Source organism: Nocardioides euryhalodurans (assembly GCF_004564375.1).
In the GTDB taxonomy this organism is placed as follows: Bacteria; Actinomycetota; Actinomycetes; order Propionibacteriales; family Nocardioidaceae; genus Nocardioides; species Nocardioides euryhalodurans.
The window spans coordinates 3,164,955-3,181,296 of the sequence record NZ_CP038267.1 but is presented as its reverse complement, the minus strand read 5'-3'; the positions used below and the strand labels follow the sequence as shown (position 1 = coordinate 3,181,296).

The following is a 16,342-nucleotide window of genomic DNA, read 5'->3' as shown; positions in this document are numbered from 1 at the left end:
TTCCGTGGGGCCGGGCGGCCGCTAGGTTCGGGTGCCGTGAGCCACCACGCCCCACCGGTCGACCCGGACGCCCGGGCGCCCGGGAGCGGTCCCCGGGTGCTGGCCGCGGTGGCCCTCGGCGGTGGCCTCGGCTCGGCCGCCCGCTGGTCGGTCTCCGAGCTGCTGGTGGCCGACGGCTTCCCATGGGCGACCTTCGCCGTCAACGTCGCGGGCTGCCTGCTGCTGGGCGTGCTGATGGTCGTCGTGACCGACGTGGTCACCGACCGGCCGCTGCTCCGGCCGTTCGTCGGGGTGGGGGTGCTGGGGGGCTTCACGACCTTCTCGACGTACGCGGTGGAGACGCGCGACCTGCTCGCGGCGGGCGAGGCCGCGGTGGCGTCGGCGTACGTGCTGGGGAGCGTGGCGGCGGGGCTGGTGGCCGTCTGGGCCGGCCTGCTCCTGACCCGACGAGCACTCGACGCGGGAGCACGCTCGTGACGCTGCTCCTGGTCCTGCTCGGCGGCGCGGTGGGGGCGCCGCTGCGCTACCTGGCCGACGGCTGGGTGACCGCACGGGTGCGCGGCCCCGTCCCCTGGGGGACGTTCGCGGTGAACGTGGTCGGGTCGTTCGTGCTCGGGCTGCTCCTCGCGTCGGGCCCGGAGTGGCTGGTCATCCTCGGCGGGGCCGGCGTCTGCGGGGCGCTGACGACGTTCTCGACGTTCTCGTTCGAGACCGTGCGCCTGCTGGAGCAGGGACGGAGCGCGCCCGCGCTGATCAACGTCGTCGGCAGCGTGGGTGTGGGCCTGGCCGCGGCCGCGGCCGGGTGGTGGCTCGGGTCGGTCTGACCGGACCGACGCGGCGCCGCGGCCGCGTCAGCGCCGGGCAGCGGCGAGCCGGCCCTTGAGCAGCGCCTTCAGGGGGTGCTCGACGTCGCCGAGCGCCGCGAGACTGCGCTCCACGACCTCGGTGTCGTGAGGGGCCAGCTCGCTGTAGCGCAGCACGGCGGCGGGCTCGGGGTCGGCCAGCAGCGCCTCCCGCATCGAGACGGCGAGGTAGTCGGCGAGCTCGGCGAGGGCCGGGGCGTTGGTGCCGGGCAGCAGGTCGCCGCCGTACGACGCGACGGCGGCCTTGACCTCGCCGCGCCCGAGGAGGATGAGCACCTCCTCGACGTCGGTGCGGACCGGCATCGTGAGCCGGTAGGGGCGCGAGGCCAGCTGGCCGCCCAGCGCCGAGCGCAGGTGGGACACCTCCGCCTTGAGCGTCGACAGCGTGACCGCCTGGTCGCCGTAGACCATCGCGTGGAGCCGCTCCAGCGAGATGCCCTCGGGGTGGAGGCACAGCACCGCGAGCACCTCGGTCTGGCGCCGGTTGAGCAGCAGCCGCTGCCCGTCGAGCCACGCCTCGGCGGTGCCGAGCAGCGACAGGGTGAGCCCCGGCTCGGGCGGCGCGAGGTCGCGCCGGACCCCGTCCCACTGGTGGGAGCGGGGCATCGCGGTCTCGATCAGCCGGGCCAGCACCCGCGCGGTCGCGAGCCCGATCGGGTGGGTCCGCTCCCAGGTCGTCGACAGGTCGATCACGCCGAGCTGCTCCCCCGACACCGGGTCGTGGACGGGTGCCGCCCAGCACACCCAGTTGTGGACGATCGGCGCGAAGTGCTCGGCGCTGAAGACCATCGACGGGTCCCCGGTGCGCGAGGCGATCGCCAGCGCGTTGGTCCCGACGCTGGCCTCGTCCCAGCGACCGGCCGGCACGAAGTTGACCGACTCGGCCTTCCGGCGCATCACCCGACCGCCGTACGTCCAGAGGATCCGGGTCTCGGGGTCGGTCACCGCGAGCACCAGGTCGCCGTCCTCGGCGGTCTTGCGGAGCTCGGACTCGACGCGCTCGACCGCGATCTGGAGCGGCGAGCCCTGGAAGTACGCCGCCGTCTCGGCCTCGTCGGCCAGCGGCGCCTGGGCCACGTCGGGGCCGATCGAGGCGGTGGAGAGCCGCCAGCTGCTGAGGATCTCGGGACGCACCGCGTCCGCGGCGTCGTCACCGCCCTCGACGAACTGCGTCCACGCGCGCACCGAGTCGAGACGTCGTGACTGCAGGTCGTCGCTCGTGGTGCTCATGTCCGCCCCGGAAGAGTTGTGATGCCGGTCACGGTAGCGCTCGGGTGGTGACGCCTCAATCGCGCCCGGGTCGGACGGCTCAGTGGTGGATCCGGCCCTCCCGCGTCCCGAGCCGGTCACCGGAGCCGCCCCACTGCAGCGCCACGATCTCGGCGGCGATGCTGATCGCGGTCTCCTCGGGGGTGCGCGCGCCGAGGTCGAGCCCGATCGGGCTGGAGAGCAGGTCGATCTCCTTCTCGGTGAGACCGGCCTCGGCGAGGCGTACGAGCCGGTCGTCGTGGGTACGCCGGCTGCCCATCGCCCCGACGTACGCCGGTCGCCGGTCCTCGGGCAGCCGCAGCGCGACCTCGAGCAGCGGGACGTCGAACTTCGGGTCGTGGGTCAGCACCGCCAGGACGGTCCGCTGGTCGATCCGTCCGGCCTCCACCTCGGCCTTCAGGTAGCGGTGCGGCCAGTCGACGACCACCTCGTCGGCCTCGGGGAAGCGGCTGTCGGTGGCGAAGACCGGCCGGGCGTCGCACACGGTGACGTGGTAGCCGAGGAAGCTGCCGACCCGGGCGACGGCGGCGGCGAAGTCGATCGCCCCGAAGACCAGCATCCGCGGCTTGGGGGCGAACGCCCACACGAACACCCGCATGCCCTCACCCCGCCGCTCGCCGTCAGGGCCGTAGGTCAGGGTCGCGTTGTGGCCCGCCGCGAGCAGGCCGAGCGCGTCGTCGCGGACGGCGTCGTCGGCGCGGTCGGAGCCCAGGCTCCGGGATAGTCCCCGAACTTCCTGCTCCCGATCGGTCGATTCGCCAGCAGAAGATCCGGGGACTACCTCACCTGCACCCTCGGGCCGGACCACCAGCCGCCGTCCCAGCCTCGTGGGGTCGGGGTGCTCGATCACGGTGGCGAGGGCGACCGGGCGCCCGGCGGCGACGTCGGCCGCGATCTCGCCGAGCTCGGGGAAGGTCTCGCGGCTCACCTTCTCGACGAAGACGTCCAGGATCCCCCCGCAGGTCAGGCCGACGGCGAAGGCGTCGTCGTCGGAGACGCCGTAGCGCTCGAGCACCGGGTCGCCGGAGGCGACCACCTCCTGGGCCAGCTCGTAGACGGCGCCCTCGACGCAGCCTCCCGACACCGACCCGACCGCCGAGTCGTCGGGTCCGACCAGCATGGAGGCGCCGGCCGGGCGGGGCGCGGACTGGAAGGTCGCGACCACGGTCCCGACCCCGACGGTCTCACCGGCCTCCCACCACGCCAGCAGCTCACTCATCACGTCACGCACGGGACACCAGCTCCGTCAGGTCGGCGAACGTGGCCAGCGAGTGACCGGCCACGAAGTCGTCACAGTGCGGCAGTGCCGCGCGTACGCCGGCCTGGACCGGCTCGTACCCCGCCTTGCCGCGGTGGGGATTGACCCACACCACCCGGTGGGCGATCCGCTGCAGCCGGGCCATCTGCTCGGCGAGCAGCTCGGTGCCGCCGCGCTCCCAGCCGTCGCTGAACACGACGACCACCGCCCCGCGGGCCATCCCCCGCTGGCCCCACCGGGTCAGGAACATCTGCAGGGTCTCGCCGAGCCGGGTGCCGCCGGACCAGTCCGGCACGGTCTCGCCGGCCGCCACGATCGCGCGGTCGGGGTCGCGCAGCCGCATCGCGCGGGTGACGTGGGTGAGTCGGGTGCCGACGGTGAAGGTCTCGACGGCCGAGCCGCCGGTGCGGGTCCAGCGGTGCGCCAGCCGCAGCAGCGCGTCGGCGTACCCGCTCATCGAGCCGGACACGTCCACCAGCAGCACCACCCGCCGCGGGCGGGTGCCGCGCCGGCGCCAGGCGATCTCGGCCGGCTCCCCCATCCGGCGCAGGCTGGCGCGCAGGGTGCGGTGGGCGTCGATCTCGCCGCGGTGCCACCGCTTGTGCCGGGCCGTATGCCGCAGCGGCGGTCGGCAGGTCAGGGTGGAGAACATCGTGGCCAGCCGCGCCTTCTCGGCCGCCGAGAGGGCTGCGACGTCGCGGTGCCGGAGCACCTCCGCGGCGCTCGCCGCGGCGCGGACCGCCTCCTCCTCGCCCGCCTCGCCTTCGCCCCCGTCGGGCTCGGACTCGGGGAACGACGACACGGGGGTCGAGGGTGCCGACGGTCGTGACCGCGGCAGCCCGTCGCGGGCGTTGAAGAAGGCGTCGAAGACCTGGTCGTGGCGCTGCAGGTCGTCGGGGGCGGCGCAGAGGGTGGCCCGACCCGCCCAGTAGACGCCGCGGCGGTCCTCGACCCCGGTCAGGGCAGCGGCGGCCAGGTAGCCCTGGGCGCGGTCGGAGGTGACCGGGACGCCGGCCGCGCGCAGCGCGCGGGTGAAGGCGAGCAGGATCTCGTCCCCCGCCCTCGGCTCGACGGCCACGGTGCTCACCTCGCCAGCATCCGGTCCAGCGCCTGCTTCACCCGGTCGCTGTCCTCGCGGTACTTCACCAACGCCCCGAGCGTGGTCGCGGCGGACTCGAGGTCCAGGTCCTGGGTCCCGAGGTAGTGCAGCGCCTTCGCCCAGTCGAGCGTCTCGGCGACGCCGGGGGGCTTGAGCAGGTCGTCGCGGCTGCGCAGCTGCTGGACGACGGTGACCACCTGGCGGCGGAGTGCCTCGGAGACCTCGGGGGCCCGGGAGCGGACGATCTCGACCTCGCGCTCGAGACCTGGGTGCTCGATCCAGTGGTAGAGGCAGCGCCGTTTGAGCGCGTCGTGGAGCTCGCGGGTGCGGTTGGAGGTGAGCACCACCACCGGCGGTACGGCGGCCGCCACGGTGCCGAGCTCGGGGATGCTGACCTGGTAGGTCGACAGCACCTCGAGCAGGAACGCCTCGAACTCGTCGTCGGCCCGGTCGACCTCGTCCACGAGCAGCACGGCCGGCGACTGCTGGAGGGCCTGGAGCACCGGCCGGGCGAGCAGGAAGCGCTCGTCGTACAGGCTCTTCTCGGTCTCCTCGATCCCCGACCCTTCATCGCCGTGGACGGCCTCGAGGGTGCGCAGGTGGAGGATCTGGCGGGGGAAGTCCCAGTCGTAGAGGGCTTGCGTCGCGTCGATCCCCTCGTAGCACTGCAGCCGGATCAGCGGCAGGTCCATCGACTCGGCCAGCGCCTCGGCCAGCGCGGTCTTGCCGGTCCCCGGCTCGCCCTCGAGCAGCAGCGGCCGCTCCATGCGCAGCGCGAGGTAGAGCACGGTCGCCAGCTCGTCGTCGGCGAGGTAGCCGGTCTCGCCGAGCCGACCGGCGAGGTCGGCGGCGCTGGTGATGCTCCCGGGGGCCATGCAGCAAGGCTACGTCGGGCGATGTTGGCCGATGGTTGGCCAGCGGTCGTGGCGGTCACCACCGTGGATAGTGCGTCACAGAACGGTCGTCGCCAGGCCGAGACAGCAACCATTCTGTGACGCACTATCCCTCCGGCTGCTCGCCACCCCCACGCGCCGCGCGACCCTCCACGCGATCCGCGAGTGTCGCGGCCAGCAGCCGTGCCACCGGGAGGTCGAGCCCGCGGTCCTCGGCGGTGAGGACGACGTCGCGCAGGTCCTTGCGCCACGACCGTTGCTCCGGAGGCGTGCCGATCTCGTCGTAGGTGCGCACCATGTCGTCGAAGAACCCCCAGTTCCGGGTCACCCACGACTCCCCCAGGCTGGTCGCCACGACGTCGAGCACGTCCTGCTCCGCGACGCCGTACGCCGCGGCCAGCGCCATCCCCTCGTGCGCCCCGGCGAGCGCGGAGAACAGCATCGTCTGGTTGGCCAGCTTCACCGCGGACCCGGCACCCGTCCCCCCGACGTGGTGGACGTGCGGTCCGAGCAGGCCCAGCACCGGCCGCACCCGGGCCACGGCCGCGGCCTCCCCGCCCACCATCAGGGTCAGGTCGCCCTCGGCGGCCCGATCGGGCCCTCCGCTCACCGGGGCGTCGAGCACGTGCACGCCGTGGCGCAGCCCTTCGGCAGCGAGCGCGGTGACGGTCGGCGGCAGCACGGTGCTGTGCACGACGACCACCGCCCCGGCGGGCAGGAGGGCGAGCAGCGCGTCCGGACCGGACAGCAGTTCGGTCACGGCATCGTCGTCGGGCACGACCACCAGCACGACCCGGCAGTCCGCGAGGTCAGCAGCCGTACGAGCAGCGCGCGCGCCGTCGGCGGCCAGGGAGCCGACCCGGTCGGGGTCGACGTCCCACGCGACCACGTCGTGGCCACCGGCGAGCACCCGGGCAGCCATCGGACGCCCGATGCTGCCGAGCCCGCAGCAGCCGACCCGATCGCGCCCGGGCACCGGGATCACCGGGCGGCCGGCATGGCCGCGAGCCGGCCGGACCGGCGCATCCGGGAGGCCGCGTAGAGCGTCAGCGCACCGACGACCAGCCCCATCGGCGGGAAGGTGATCGCCCCCACCGCGGTCATCGCGAGGCCGAGCAACGCGATCCGCTGCCAGCCCCGGTGCCGCGCAGCCTCCCGCTCGGCCTCCTCCGGCGAGGTAGGTGCCGCCTGCTCCCGCGATCCGAGCCCGCGCAGGCCCCACGCCAGGAGGGCGACCGCGGCCAGGACGAGCAGGCCGGCAGCCGCCGGCTCCCCCTCCTGCAGGCGGAGGAGCGAGAGCAGCGCGAGGCAGCCGGCGGCGACGAAGCTTCCGTGTCCCATGCCGGTCACCCCGCGAAGAGCTGCCAGGTCGACAGCAGTCCGAGGGCCATGAGCAGCACGCCGGAGACGATGACCCACCAGCGCGCGGCCCGGCCGAGCCGGTAGGCGGGCGGCAGCACCTTGTGCTCGGTCCACACGACGGCCAGGCAGAAGATGCCGCTCATGAGCAGCCCGCCCAGCACCGACGCCGGCGTCACGATCACCACCAGCTCCCCGACCGTCCACACCAGGATCAGCGCGGCGACCAGCATGTAGCCGTACATGTAGGGACGCACGGCCCGCTGGCCGGCGAGCCGGACCCTGTCCGAGACCGCCCCGAGGCTCTCGTACGCGGTGTAGCTGTACATCTCCCAGAACGCGTAGAGCGACCCGAAGAACGCGAAGAACACCGCCACGAAGTAGAGGTACTCGAAGGTCGGGTGGACCGCGGTCAGGAAGTCGGCCTGGTGGGTCAGCGTCTGGTCGTCGGTCGGGATCAGCCGCTCCTCGGAGAGGAGCGAGGCGCCGTTGGTCATGAACATGGCGGCGAAGAACGTGATCGCCGCGAAGGAGATCAGCGCGTCGCCGAGCGGGACCCGCGACCAGGCGCGCGCCTTGGCGACCTCGTCCGCGTCGTCGCTCAGCGGGAGCCGCTCGCCACGCCGGCCGGCGGTGGCGAAGCGGTCGCTCACCTTGTCGATCTCGCGCCGCGAGAGCATGCCCCACCGCTTCTCGCGCAGCATCCCGGAGTAGGCGATGTAGTCGTAGGTGCCGCCGCCGATAGCGCCGAGGTAGGCACCGAGCTCGAGCCAGGTGGGTCGCTCCGCGATCTCGGGGTAGTCCTGCGCGACCCAGGTCGGGTACTCCGGCAGGCTCGGGACCAGGCCGCCGAGGACGCCGAGCCAGTTCGGCTCCAGCACGACCACGCTGACGGCAACGGCGAGCAGCATGAACCCGACGATCACCGTCTGGGCCTTCTCGAGCCGGTCGTAGCCGCCGACCCACGACAGGATCGCCGACAGCACGATGAGCAGGGTCGCCCACATCGCTCCCGTGCCGACCGTGTTCTCCCCGATCAGGTCGCCGATCCCCAGCCCGAGCCCGCTCACCCACGACGGGACCACCGCGATCGAGGTGGCGCCGAAGACGATCGGGAACCAGCCGCGCGGACCCGGGAAGAGGGTGGCCCACCGGGTCATCAGGTGCTCGCCGGCGACGACGGTGTAGCGGTTCATGGAGTAGGCGAGCGCGGCCTTGGTGACGGCCGCGACGACGAAGGCCCACAGCAGGGTGTAGCCGAAGATCGACCCGCCCCGGGAGGCGAAGATCATCTCGCCGCTGCCGATGTTGGCCGAGGCGATGATGGCGCCGGGCCCGAGCACGGTCGCGGCACCGACGAGGGTGAGGCGCTCCCGCATCCGCGCGGGCGGCTCCGGGTAGGTCAGCCGGGCGGGCGTGACCGGCGTACGGCGGGGCGTGGTGCTCATGCCGCACCTCCGTTCGCGGCCGCCCGTTCCATGGCGTGCAGCTTCTCGACGCGACGGCGGAAGTCGGGGTCGGTGCTGAAGGTGGCCGACAGGAAGGAGCGGATCACGTCCTCGGCGATGATGGGGCCGACGATCCACGCGCCGAGGCACAGGACGTTGACGTCGTCGTGCTCCACGCCCTGGTGGGCGCAGTAGGAGTCGTGGCAGAGGGCCGCCCGGATGCCGGGCACCTTGTTGGCGGCGATGGAGGCACCGACGCCGGTGCCGCACAGCAGGATGCCGCGGTCGGCCTCGCCGGCGACCACCGGCCGGCACACCTGCTGGGTGATGTCGGGGAAGTCGACGGGCTCCTCGGTGTGGGTGCCGACGTCGACCACCTCGTGCCCGAGGCCCTCCAGCAGTCGCAGCACGTGGGGCTTGAGCCCGAGGCCGGCATGGTCATTTCCGAGTGACAGTCGCATGGTCTTCCTCCGGTGTGTGGGTGATCGGGGGCAGGTCCTCGACCCGGGGGATCGCGGTCTGCGCCCCCAGCCGGGTCACGGCCAGCGAGGCCGCGGTGACCGCCCGTCGTACGGCGTAGGAGTGGTCGCGTCCCTCGGCGAGGGCCGCGGCGAGGTAGCCGGCGAAGGTGTCGCCGGCACCGACGGTGTCCCGGGCCTCGACGGCCGGGGCGGTGACGTGCTCCTCGCGCCCGTCGGCCCCGCAGAGCACCGCGCCACGGGCGCCCAGGGTGACGACGACGTCGAGCGACGCGCCGGCCGCCAGGTCTCGCGCCAGGACGGTGGGGTCGCCGTCCTCGACCCCGCTGGCAGCGCGTACCTCGTGCTCGTTGACGACGAGGACGTCGACGTCGTCGAGCAGGCCGGGCACGGCCGTGTGGAGAGGAGCCGCGTTGAGGACGACGGTTGCCCCGCGGCGACGAGCGACGCGGGCGGCGGCGAGGGTCACCGCCGCCGGCACCTCCAGCTGCAGCAGCAGCACGTCGCCGTCCGTCACGCCGTGCAGCGCAGCGGGGGCGTCGCCGTCGTCCCAGTGGGCGTTGGCGCCCGGTCCGATCGCGATCATGTTCTCGCCGCCCTGCTCGACCAGGATGGTCGCAGTCCCGGTGGGGACGTCAGGGAGCCGACGTACGCCCGCCACGTCGACGCCCTCCTCGACGAGGGCGCCCAGGACGAGCTCGCCCCCGTCGTCGGCGCCGCACGCGCCGACCATGCGCACCCGGGCTCCGGCCCGGGCGGCGGCCACGGCCTGGTTGGCGCCCTTGCCTCCCGGGTGGCGGCGCAGGTCGCCGCCGGCCACGGTCTCGCCCGGGCGGGGCAGCCGCGGGACCTCCGTGACCAGGTCGATGTTGAGGCTGCCGAGCACGATCACGCCGCCCATCAGCGTCCTCTCCTGACCGGACGGGTGCTGTCGCGCCGGACCAGCTCGACGTCGAGCACGTCGTGCTGCTCGGGACGGCTGCCGACGGCTGCCTCCAGGAGGAGCGTCGCGGCGCGGCGGCCGAGCTCGTGGATGGGTTGCCGCACGGTCGTGAGCGAGGGGCGGAGGTAGCGGGCGAGGTGGATGTCGTCGAAGCCGACGAGGCTCACGTCGTCGGGGACCCGGAAGCCCGCCTCGTCGAGGGCGCGGAGCGCGCCCACGGCCGCCAGGTCGTTGCTGCAGAAGACGGCCGTGAACTCGCGGCGCCGGCGCAGCAGCGTGCGCAGGGCGTCGTAGCCTCCGGCCTCCCCGAAGTCCCCGTGCACGACGAGGGACTCGTCGGGCTCGATCCCCGAAGCCTGCAGCGCCTCCCGGTGGCCCGCGAGTCGCTCCTGCGCGACGGTCAGCGCCGCCGGACCCGCGATGTGGGCGATCTGCTCGTGGCCGAGCTCGACGAGGTGCTCGGTCGCCATCCGACCACCGCCGCGGTGGTCGGCGCGGACCGACCAGGAGGCCGGCCACCCGGCGTCGCGGTCGACGGTCACCACCGGCAGGTCGCCGACGGCGGCGCCGAGGTCGTCGGTCGCGGGCAGCCCGCCCACCAGCACGACACCGTCGACCCGCTTGCGGCGCAGGTGCCGCAGCTCCCGCACGGCGGTCGTCGGGTCCTCGCCGGTCTGGCAGAGCAGCAAGAGGTTCTCCTGCTCGTTCGCCACGGCCTGGATGCCGGCGACCAGCTCGGGGAAGAACGGGTTGGTGATGTCGGGGACCAGAACCGCGATGGTGCCGGTCGCCCCGCCGTGCAGGCTCCGGGCGAGGTCGTTGGGCTGGTAGCCGAGGCGGCGCGCCGCCTCGGCGATGCGGTCACGGGTGGCCGGGCCGACGTGGCCGTTGCCGCTCAGGGCCCGGGAGACGGTCGCCACGGACACCCCGGCGTCGGAGGCGACGTCGCGGATGGTCACCGGCACGCGTGGCTCCCCGGGCACGTGCACACGGTTCCAGCCGTGTCAGCCTGAGGATGTGGAAACGTTTTCACCCGGGTGACTGTAGTCACAGCACGCGAGGTGTCAAGAGGCGCCGACGTGGGGAGGGACCTTCGACCCTGATCCACCCACCCGCCGAGCGGTGAGGATGGCCGCATGGTGGCCGAACCCGTCGAGCTCGCTCCGTGGGAGTGCGAGTCGCTGCTGCGCTCGCAGGTGGTGGGGCGGGTGGGCCTGACCACGCCGGATGGCCCCTCGGTGCTCCCCGTCAACTACTCGGTCGTGGACGGCACGATCTGGATGCGGACCGCGCCCGACAGCCAGCTCGGCCGGATCACCGCCGGCACGGTGGTGGCGCTGGAGATCGACGAGTTCGACCACGGTCGGCACCGCGGCTGGAGCGTGCTGGCGCGGGGTCCGGCCGCCGCGCTCACCGAGCCCGACGTCGTGGCGCACCTGGAGCGGGTGTGGCCGCCGCGGCCGTGGGCGTGGGGCGACAAGCCGACGTACGTGGGGCTGCGATGGGCGACCCTCACCGGTCTCAAGCTCGGGGCCGGATGGGACCCGCGCCATGAAACCGAGGTGCGCCGGACCGTCTAGGGGTGCCTAGGGCGCCGGCGGCCGGTCGACGTCGCGGCCGGTGGCCAGGTCGCCGCACTCCACGAGGACGACGTCGTGCCGGCCGAGGTACGAGCGCGCCCCGGCGTCGCCCGCGGCCTCGGCGAGGATCGCGGACCAGTGGTCCCGACCCAGCAGGACCGGGTGCCCGGGGACGCCGTCGTACGCGGCGCGGGCCAGGCCCGCCGGTCCTGGGGCCGTCGCGAGCAGCCGGCGTACGACCTCGGGGCCGACGTCGGGGAGGTCGACGAGCGACACCACGGCGACGTCTCCGGCCGAGCCGGCCAGCGCACCCAGACCGGTCCGGAGCGAGGCACCCATCCCCTCGGCCCAGTCGTCGGCGACGACGGTGGTCACCGGTCCGGGCGGGACCAGCTGCGCCGCGTCCTCGGCGCCCGCGCCGAGGACGACCGTGACGGCATCGCACCCGCCCACGAGCAGGGTCCGGGCGCTCCGCGCCAGCCACGCCGTCCCGTCGTCGTCACGGACCAGCGCCTTGGGTCGGCCCATCCGCGAGCCCGAGCCGGCGGCCAGCAGCAGTCCCTCGACGGTCACGGAGCCACCCTGACAGACGGCAGGGCCCCCGGCCGTGACGACCGGGGGCCCTGTTCCGCGTGGACGGTCAGCGGCGCAGCTGCTCCGCGAGGCCGGCGAGCTCCTCGAGCTCGTCGAAGAGCCCGCCCAGCTCACCGTCACGACGCTCGGAGGGCACGAAGCCGTGCTCGCCGAAGTCGGTGAAGAGCGAGAGGGAGAGCTGGGTCCGGGCGTCGAGCATCGACATGTTGGCGACGACGGTGCGCCACTGCTCGACCGCGCGGACGCCGCCGTCGGCGCCGTACGCGACGAAGGCGATCGCCTTCTTCTGCCACTCCGGACCGAGCACGTCGAAGGCGTTCTTGAGCGCGGCGGGGACACCGTGGTTGTACTCCGGCGTCACCCAGACGAAGCCGTCGAGCTCGTCGATGCGGGCACCCCAGCGACGGGTCTTGTCGCTGGCGTACTGGCGGTTGGCCGCGCCCGGGACCACCGGGTCGTCGAGCAGGTCGAGGTCGAAGTCCGCGACGTCGACGATCTCGTAGTCGGTGTCGCGGCCGACGGCCTGCTTGGCCACCCACTCCGCGACGGCGGTGCCGAGACGGCCGGGACGGGTGCTGCCGAGGACGATGCCGATCTTCACGTTGCTCCTGGGGGTGCTGGGGGTCAGTACACCCGGGTCAACAAGTTGAACGCGAAACTATTCCGGCCGGCGTTCCGATAGTGCGTCACAGAACGGTCGTCGTTCACGGCGGATCACGACCCGTTCGTGACGCACTATCGGGGCGTACGAAGGCTCAGCCGCCGAACGCCTCGGCGTAGAGGTCGGCCAGCTGGGCGTCGTACGCCCCGCTGAACCCGCAGACCATCACCTCGCCGGCGTCGGCGGCCACGAGGTAGCGCTGACCCTCCTCGAAGGGCACCGCACCCACCAGGTCCTGCATCGACGCGCTCGCCTGGTCCACGGACACCTCGTCGGCCGGTCCGCCCGCGTAGAAGTCGCTCGGCACGAGCGTCACCTGCGAGCCCGTCACCTCCACGACCTCGCCGTCGAAGGCGACCGACGCCCCGCCGAGGACCTCGGCGTTCGGCACCATGCACCGTCCGGCCCCGGCCCCCTCCGGGACGGAGAGGGCGAGCACGACCGGCTCGCGCTCCTCGCCCGCGACCGGCGGCGTGGTCGGGCTGCTCCCCCGCCCGGCGAGGGCGAACACCCCGGCTGCGGCGATCAGCACCACGGCCGCGGCGGCGACCACCCAGGTCAGCGGGCTGCGGTGACGCGGGCCGGTGTCGCGCGACTCGGTCAGCTCGTCGTGGCTCATGGCGTCCTCCAGCAGACGGGACACCCGGTCGGGTCCGGCCGGGGGAAGCGACGCCGCGGGATCGGCAGCACGCACCCGAGCGAACAGGTCGTCGTGGTCGCTCATCCGCGTCGCCCTCCTTCCACTCCCTCATGTCCGGCACCGGCCTCGACCTTTCCGATCGCGTCCCGGAGCCGGCCGCGGGCCCGGTGGAGCCGGATGCTGGCGGCGTTGGGGGTCACGCCCAGCACGGTCGCGATCTCCGAGGGCGTGAGCTGCTCCCAGGCCCACAGCCGCAGCAGCTCGGCGTCGTCGGGGTCGAGCGAGCCCAGCGCCTCGTGGAGCGCGTCGTCCGCCGGAGCGTCGTCGGCCTCGCGCGGCGGGTCCACCGCGGCGACCCGGGCCGCCAGCCGCTGCTGGCGCCGGGCGGACCGCTGGGCGTTGGCGAGGCAGAGCCGCGCCACGCCGTACGCCCAGGGCAACGGGGGGTCAGGCAGCTCGTCGAAGCGTCGCCAGCAGGCGAGCAGGGTGTCGGAGAGGACGTCGTCGGCCGTCTCCGGGTCGGTACGGCGACGCAGGAAGCGCCGCAGCGGCTCGACCAGGACGTCCCGCACCAACGCCTCGAAGCGGGCGCGGCGGATGTTGGGGTGCTCCTCGGTGCCCACCACTCCACCGTGCCACACGGCTCCGACCTCCCGGCCCTCAGCCGGCGGTGCGCTGCCGGACGAGCGCGTCGACCTGGGAGAGTGCGACGCCCACGTCAGCGTCGAGGCAGGTGAGCCCGGTCGTGGCGGCCAGCGCCTCGGTCGCCCCGGCGCCGCCGAGCACGACGACCGTGTCCTCGGCGAGCCGGCGCCACGCGCTGGTCCTCGCCTCGAGCACGGTGGTCCGGGTGCCCGAGACCACGACGAGGTCGGGCCGGCTCAGCTGGCACGCCCGCGCGAGCGTGACCAGCGGGGTGTCGGCGCCGAGGAAGTCGACCCGCCACCCGGCGTCGACGAGCAGCGTCGCGAAGGCCAACGGGCCCAGGTCGTGCCGTTCGCCGGGTGGGCACGCGACGAGGACCGAGGGGCGGCCGTCGACCGGCTCGGCGGCGGCACCGACCACGCGCAGCAGGTGCTCGCGCGACAGGCCGCTCGCGAAGTGCTCGTGGGCCACGCTGCGGGTGCCCCGCTCCCACTGCTCGCCGAGCAGCCGGAGATAGGGCAGCAGCACCTCGCGCACGGCGTCCACGATGCCGAGGCCGGCTACGGCGTCGTGCCAGGCGGCGTCGAAGGCCAGGTCGTCGAGGTCGTCGCAGGCGCGGTCGAGGCGCTCGAGGAGGTCGCGTGATCGGGGGGAGGTCACAGGATGAGGACCCTGCCAGACCACGCGGGGCAGCCGCCTCACCCCGACGGGCGGGTGGCCCCGGGGACGCCGCAGGGCCCCGGTCCGAAGACCGGGGCCCTGCGGGTGGTGATGGGAGCGGGTGGACTCAGAAGGCTCCTGCCTGGAGCCTTCCTCCCTGCGCCCGGGGCGTCACGGTCCGTGCTCGGCGCACGGACCGCCCCGCGCTTCGGTCAGAAGTCCATGCCGCCCATGCCGCCCATGTCGCCGCCGCCGGGCATGGCGGGGGCCTTCTCGGGCTTGTCGGCCACGACGGCCTCGGTGGTGAGGAACAGCGCGGCGATCGACGCGGCGTTCTGCAGCGCCGAGCGGGTCACCTTGGCCGGGTCCAGGATGCCGGCGTCGATCATGTCGACGTACTCGCCGGTCGCGGCGTTGAGGCCGTGACCCGGGGTGAGCCCGCGCACCTTCTCGACCACGACGCCGCCCTCGAGGCCGGCGTTGACCGCGATCTGCTTGAGCGGGGCCTCGGTCGCGGCACGCACGATCGCGGCACCGGTGGCCTCGTCACCGACGAGCTCGAGCTTCTCGAAGGCAGCCTCGGCCGCCTGCAGCAGCGCCACGCCGCCGCCGGCGACGATGCCCTCCTCGACGGCCGCCTTCGCGTTGCGAACGGCGTCCTCGATGCGGTGCTTGCGCTCCTTGAGCTCGACCTCGGTGGCCGCGCCGACCTTGATCACCGCGACGCCGCCGGCCAGCTTGGCCAGCCGCTCCTGCAGCTTCTCGCGGTCGTAGTCGGAGTCGCTCTTCTCGATCTCGGCGCGGATCTGGTTGACCCGGCCCTCGATCTGGGCGGCGTCGCCGGAACCCTCGACGATGGTGGTCTCGTCCTTGGTGATGACGACCTTGCGGGCCTGGCCGAGCAGCTCGACGCCGGCGTTCTCGAGCTTGAGGCCGACCTCCTCGGAGATGACCTGGCCGCCGGTGAGGATCGCGATGTCCTGCAGCATGGCCTTGCGACGGTCACCGAAGCCCGGGGCCTTGACGGCGACGGACTTGAAGGTGCCCTTGATCTTGTTGACGACCAGCGTGGACAGCGCCTCGCCGTCGACGTCCTCGGCGATGATGACCAGCGGCTTGCCGGACTGCATGACCTTCTCGAGCAGCGGCAGCAGGTCCTTGACCGAGCTGACCTTGCTGTTCGCGATGAGGATGTAGGGGTCCTCGACCACGGTCTCCATGCGCTCGGCGTCGGTGACGAAGTAGGCCGAGATGTAGCCCTTGTCGAACCGCATGCCCTCGGTCAGCTCGAGGTCCAGCCCGAAGGTGTTGGACTCCTCGACGGTGATGACGCCTTCCTTGCCGACCTTGTCCATCGCCTCGGCGATGATCTCGCCGACGGTGGTGTCAGCGGCGGAGATCGACGCGGTGGCGGCGATCTGCTCCTTGGTCTCGACGTCCTTGGCCATGCCGAGCAGCTGCTCGGCGACCTGGTCGACGGCGGCCTCGATGCCGCGCTTGAGGCTCATCGGGTTGGCGCCGGCGGCGACGTTGCGCAGGCCCTCGCGGACCATCGCCTGGGCCAGGACGGTCGCGGTGGTCGTACCGTCACCCGCGACGTCGTCGGTCTTCTTGGCGACCTCCTTGACCAGCTCGGCGCCGATCTTCTCGTAGGGGTCCTCGAGCTCGATCTCCTTGGCGATGGAGACGCCGTCGTTGGTGATCGTGGGGGCGCCCCACTTCTTCTCGAGCACGACGTTGCGGCCCTTGGGACCGAGCGTGACCTTGACCGCGTCGGCGAGGGTGTTCATACCCTTCTCCAGCCCGCGGCGGGCCTCCTCGTTGAAAGCAATCAGCTTCGGCATAACTCCTGTGATTCCTTCTGGGAGCTGTGGTGGCACCCGGTGGGTTGCCCGCGACGGACGGCCCGTCCGCGCCGGCGAACCCTGCTCGCCGGTCGGTGCGGACCTCA

19 protein-coding genes are annotated in these 16,342 nt (G+C 73.5%); 3 read left to right on the top strand and 16 right to left on the bottom strand.

What is annotated here, in order from left to right:
* The first annotated feature begins 36 nt into the window (after positions 1-36).
* Positions 37-477 (top strand): fluoride efflux transporter CrcB, encoded by a 441-nt coding sequence (gene crcB / locus EXE57_RS15320; RefSeq protein WP_208542873.1) that lies wholly within the window; start codon positions 37-39, stop codon positions 475-477.
* Positions 474-824 (top strand): fluoride efflux transporter CrcB, encoded by a 351-nt coding sequence (crcB, locus tag EXE57_RS15315; RefSeq protein ID WP_135078966.1) that lies wholly within the window; start codon positions 474-476, stop codon positions 822-824. Before crcB (EXE57_RS15320) ends, crcB (EXE57_RS15315) begins: the two co-directional genes overlap by 4 nt.
* A 27-nt stretch (positions 825-851) precedes the next feature.
* Here crcB (EXE57_RS15315) and EXE57_RS15310 read toward each other — a convergent pair whose 3' ends face one another.
* The 10 genes from EXE57_RS15310 to EXE57_RS15265 form a co-directional block, all read right to left on the bottom strand.
* Positions 852-2,093, bottom strand: coding sequence for a transcriptional regulator (locus EXE57_RS15310; RefSeq protein ID WP_135078964.1), 1,242 nt, complete (start codon positions 2,091-2,093; stop codon positions 852-854).
* 79 nt (positions 2,094-2,172) lie between these two features.
* The gene (locus EXE57_RS15305) at positions 2,173-3,351 is read right to left on the bottom strand and encodes an XdhC family protein (protein WP_425271685.1); all 1,179 of its coding nucleotides are present in this window, start codon (positions 3,349-3,351) and stop codon (positions 2,173-2,175) included.
* Between the two features lie 4 nt (positions 3,352-3,355).
* On the bottom strand, positions 3,356-4,477 hold the full coding sequence (locus EXE57_RS15300) for a vWA domain-containing protein (protein WP_244246862.1): 1,122 nt from the start codon (positions 4,475-4,477) through the stop codon (positions 3,356-3,358).
* The gene (locus EXE57_RS15295) at positions 4,474-5,364 is read right to left on the bottom strand and encodes an AAA family ATPase (RefSeq protein WP_135078960.1); all 891 of its coding nucleotides are present in this window, start codon (positions 5,362-5,364) and stop codon (positions 4,474-4,476) included. Before EXE57_RS15295 ends, EXE57_RS15300 begins: the two co-directional genes overlap by 4 nt.
* A gap of 124 nt (positions 5,365-5,488) precedes the next feature.
* Entirely contained in the window at positions 5,489-6,304 is an 816-nt protein-coding gene (locus tag EXE57_RS15290; RefSeq protein WP_135078958.1) for an NAD(P)-dependent oxidoreductase, read from the bottom strand.
* Between the two features lie 59 nt (positions 6,305-6,363).
* Positions 6,364-6,723: a hypothetical protein gene (locus tag EXE57_RS15285; RefSeq protein WP_135078956.1), complete on the bottom strand. Its 360-nt coding sequence runs from the start codon at positions 6,721-6,723 to the stop codon at positions 6,364-6,366.
* 5 nt (positions 6,724-6,728) lie between these two features.
* Positions 6,729-8,189, bottom strand: coding sequence for an Nramp family divalent metal transporter (locus EXE57_RS15280; RefSeq protein WP_135078954.1), 1,461 nt, complete (start codon positions 8,187-8,189; stop codon positions 6,729-6,731).
* A complete protein-coding gene (gene rpiB, locus EXE57_RS15275; protein WP_135078952.1) occupies positions 8,186-8,650 on the bottom strand; it encodes a ribose 5-phosphate isomerase B in 465 nt (154 codons plus the stop codon). Before rpiB ends, EXE57_RS15280 begins: the two co-directional genes overlap by 4 nt.
* Positions 8,628-9,569: a ribokinase gene (locus tag EXE57_RS15270; RefSeq protein ID WP_208542872.1), complete on the bottom strand. Its 942-nt coding sequence runs from the start codon at positions 9,567-9,569 to the stop codon at positions 8,628-8,630. Before EXE57_RS15270 ends, rpiB begins: the two co-directional genes overlap by 23 nt.
* On the bottom strand, positions 9,569-10,576 hold the full coding sequence (locus tag EXE57_RS15265; protein ID WP_167305929.1) for a LacI family DNA-binding transcriptional regulator: 1,008 nt from the start codon (positions 10,574-10,576) through the stop codon (positions 9,569-9,571). The genes EXE57_RS15270 and EXE57_RS15265 overlap by 1 nt, the downstream gene beginning before the upstream one ends.
* 171 nt (positions 10,577-10,747) lie before the next feature.
* Between EXE57_RS15265 and EXE57_RS15260 the strand changes: the two genes are divergently transcribed.
* Positions 10,748-11,191 carry a pyridoxamine 5'-phosphate oxidase family protein gene (locus tag EXE57_RS15260; RefSeq protein ID WP_135078948.1) on the top strand — a complete coding sequence of 148 codons (444 nt, stop codon included), beginning with the start codon at positions 10,748-10,750 and terminating at the stop codon, positions 11,189-11,191.
* 6 nt (positions 11,192-11,197) lie between these two features.
* Here the strand turns inward: EXE57_RS15260 and EXE57_RS15255 are convergent, their stop codons facing one another.
* From EXE57_RS15255 to groL, 6 genes are all read right to left on the bottom strand, one after another.
* Entirely contained in the window at positions 11,198-11,764 is a 567-nt protein-coding gene (locus tag EXE57_RS15255) for a nucleotidyltransferase family protein (RefSeq protein ID WP_135078946.1), read from the bottom strand.
* Positions 11,765-11,831: 67 nt separating this feature from the next.
* The gene (locus EXE57_RS15250) at positions 11,832-12,386 is read right to left on the bottom strand and encodes an NADPH-dependent FMN reductase (RefSeq protein WP_135078944.1); all 555 of its coding nucleotides are present in this window, start codon (positions 12,384-12,386) and stop codon (positions 11,832-11,834) included.
* Positions 12,387-12,540: 154 nt separating this feature from the next.
* A complete protein-coding gene (locus EXE57_RS15245) occupies positions 12,541-13,170 on the bottom strand; it encodes a hypothetical protein (protein ID WP_135078942.1) in 630 nt (209 codons plus the stop codon).
* On the bottom strand, positions 13,167-13,709 hold the full coding sequence (locus tag EXE57_RS15240; protein WP_244246861.1) for an RNA polymerase sigma factor: 543 nt from the start codon (positions 13,707-13,709) through the stop codon (positions 13,167-13,169). Before EXE57_RS15240 ends, EXE57_RS15245 begins: the two co-directional genes overlap by 4 nt.
* 37 nt (positions 13,710-13,746) lie before the next feature.
* Positions 13,747-14,391 carry a cobalamin B12-binding domain-containing protein gene (locus EXE57_RS15235; RefSeq protein ID WP_135078940.1) on the bottom strand — a complete coding sequence of 215 codons (645 nt, stop codon included), beginning with the start codon at positions 14,389-14,391 and terminating at the stop codon, positions 13,747-13,749.
* Positions 14,392-14,603: 212 nt separating this feature from the next.
* Complete coding sequence (gene groL, locus EXE57_RS15230) at positions 14,604-16,235, bottom strand: chaperonin GroEL (protein WP_135078938.1); 1,632 nt, start codon at positions 16,233-16,235, stop codon at positions 14,604-14,606.
* Between the last annotated feature and the right edge of the window lie 107 nt (positions 16,236-16,342).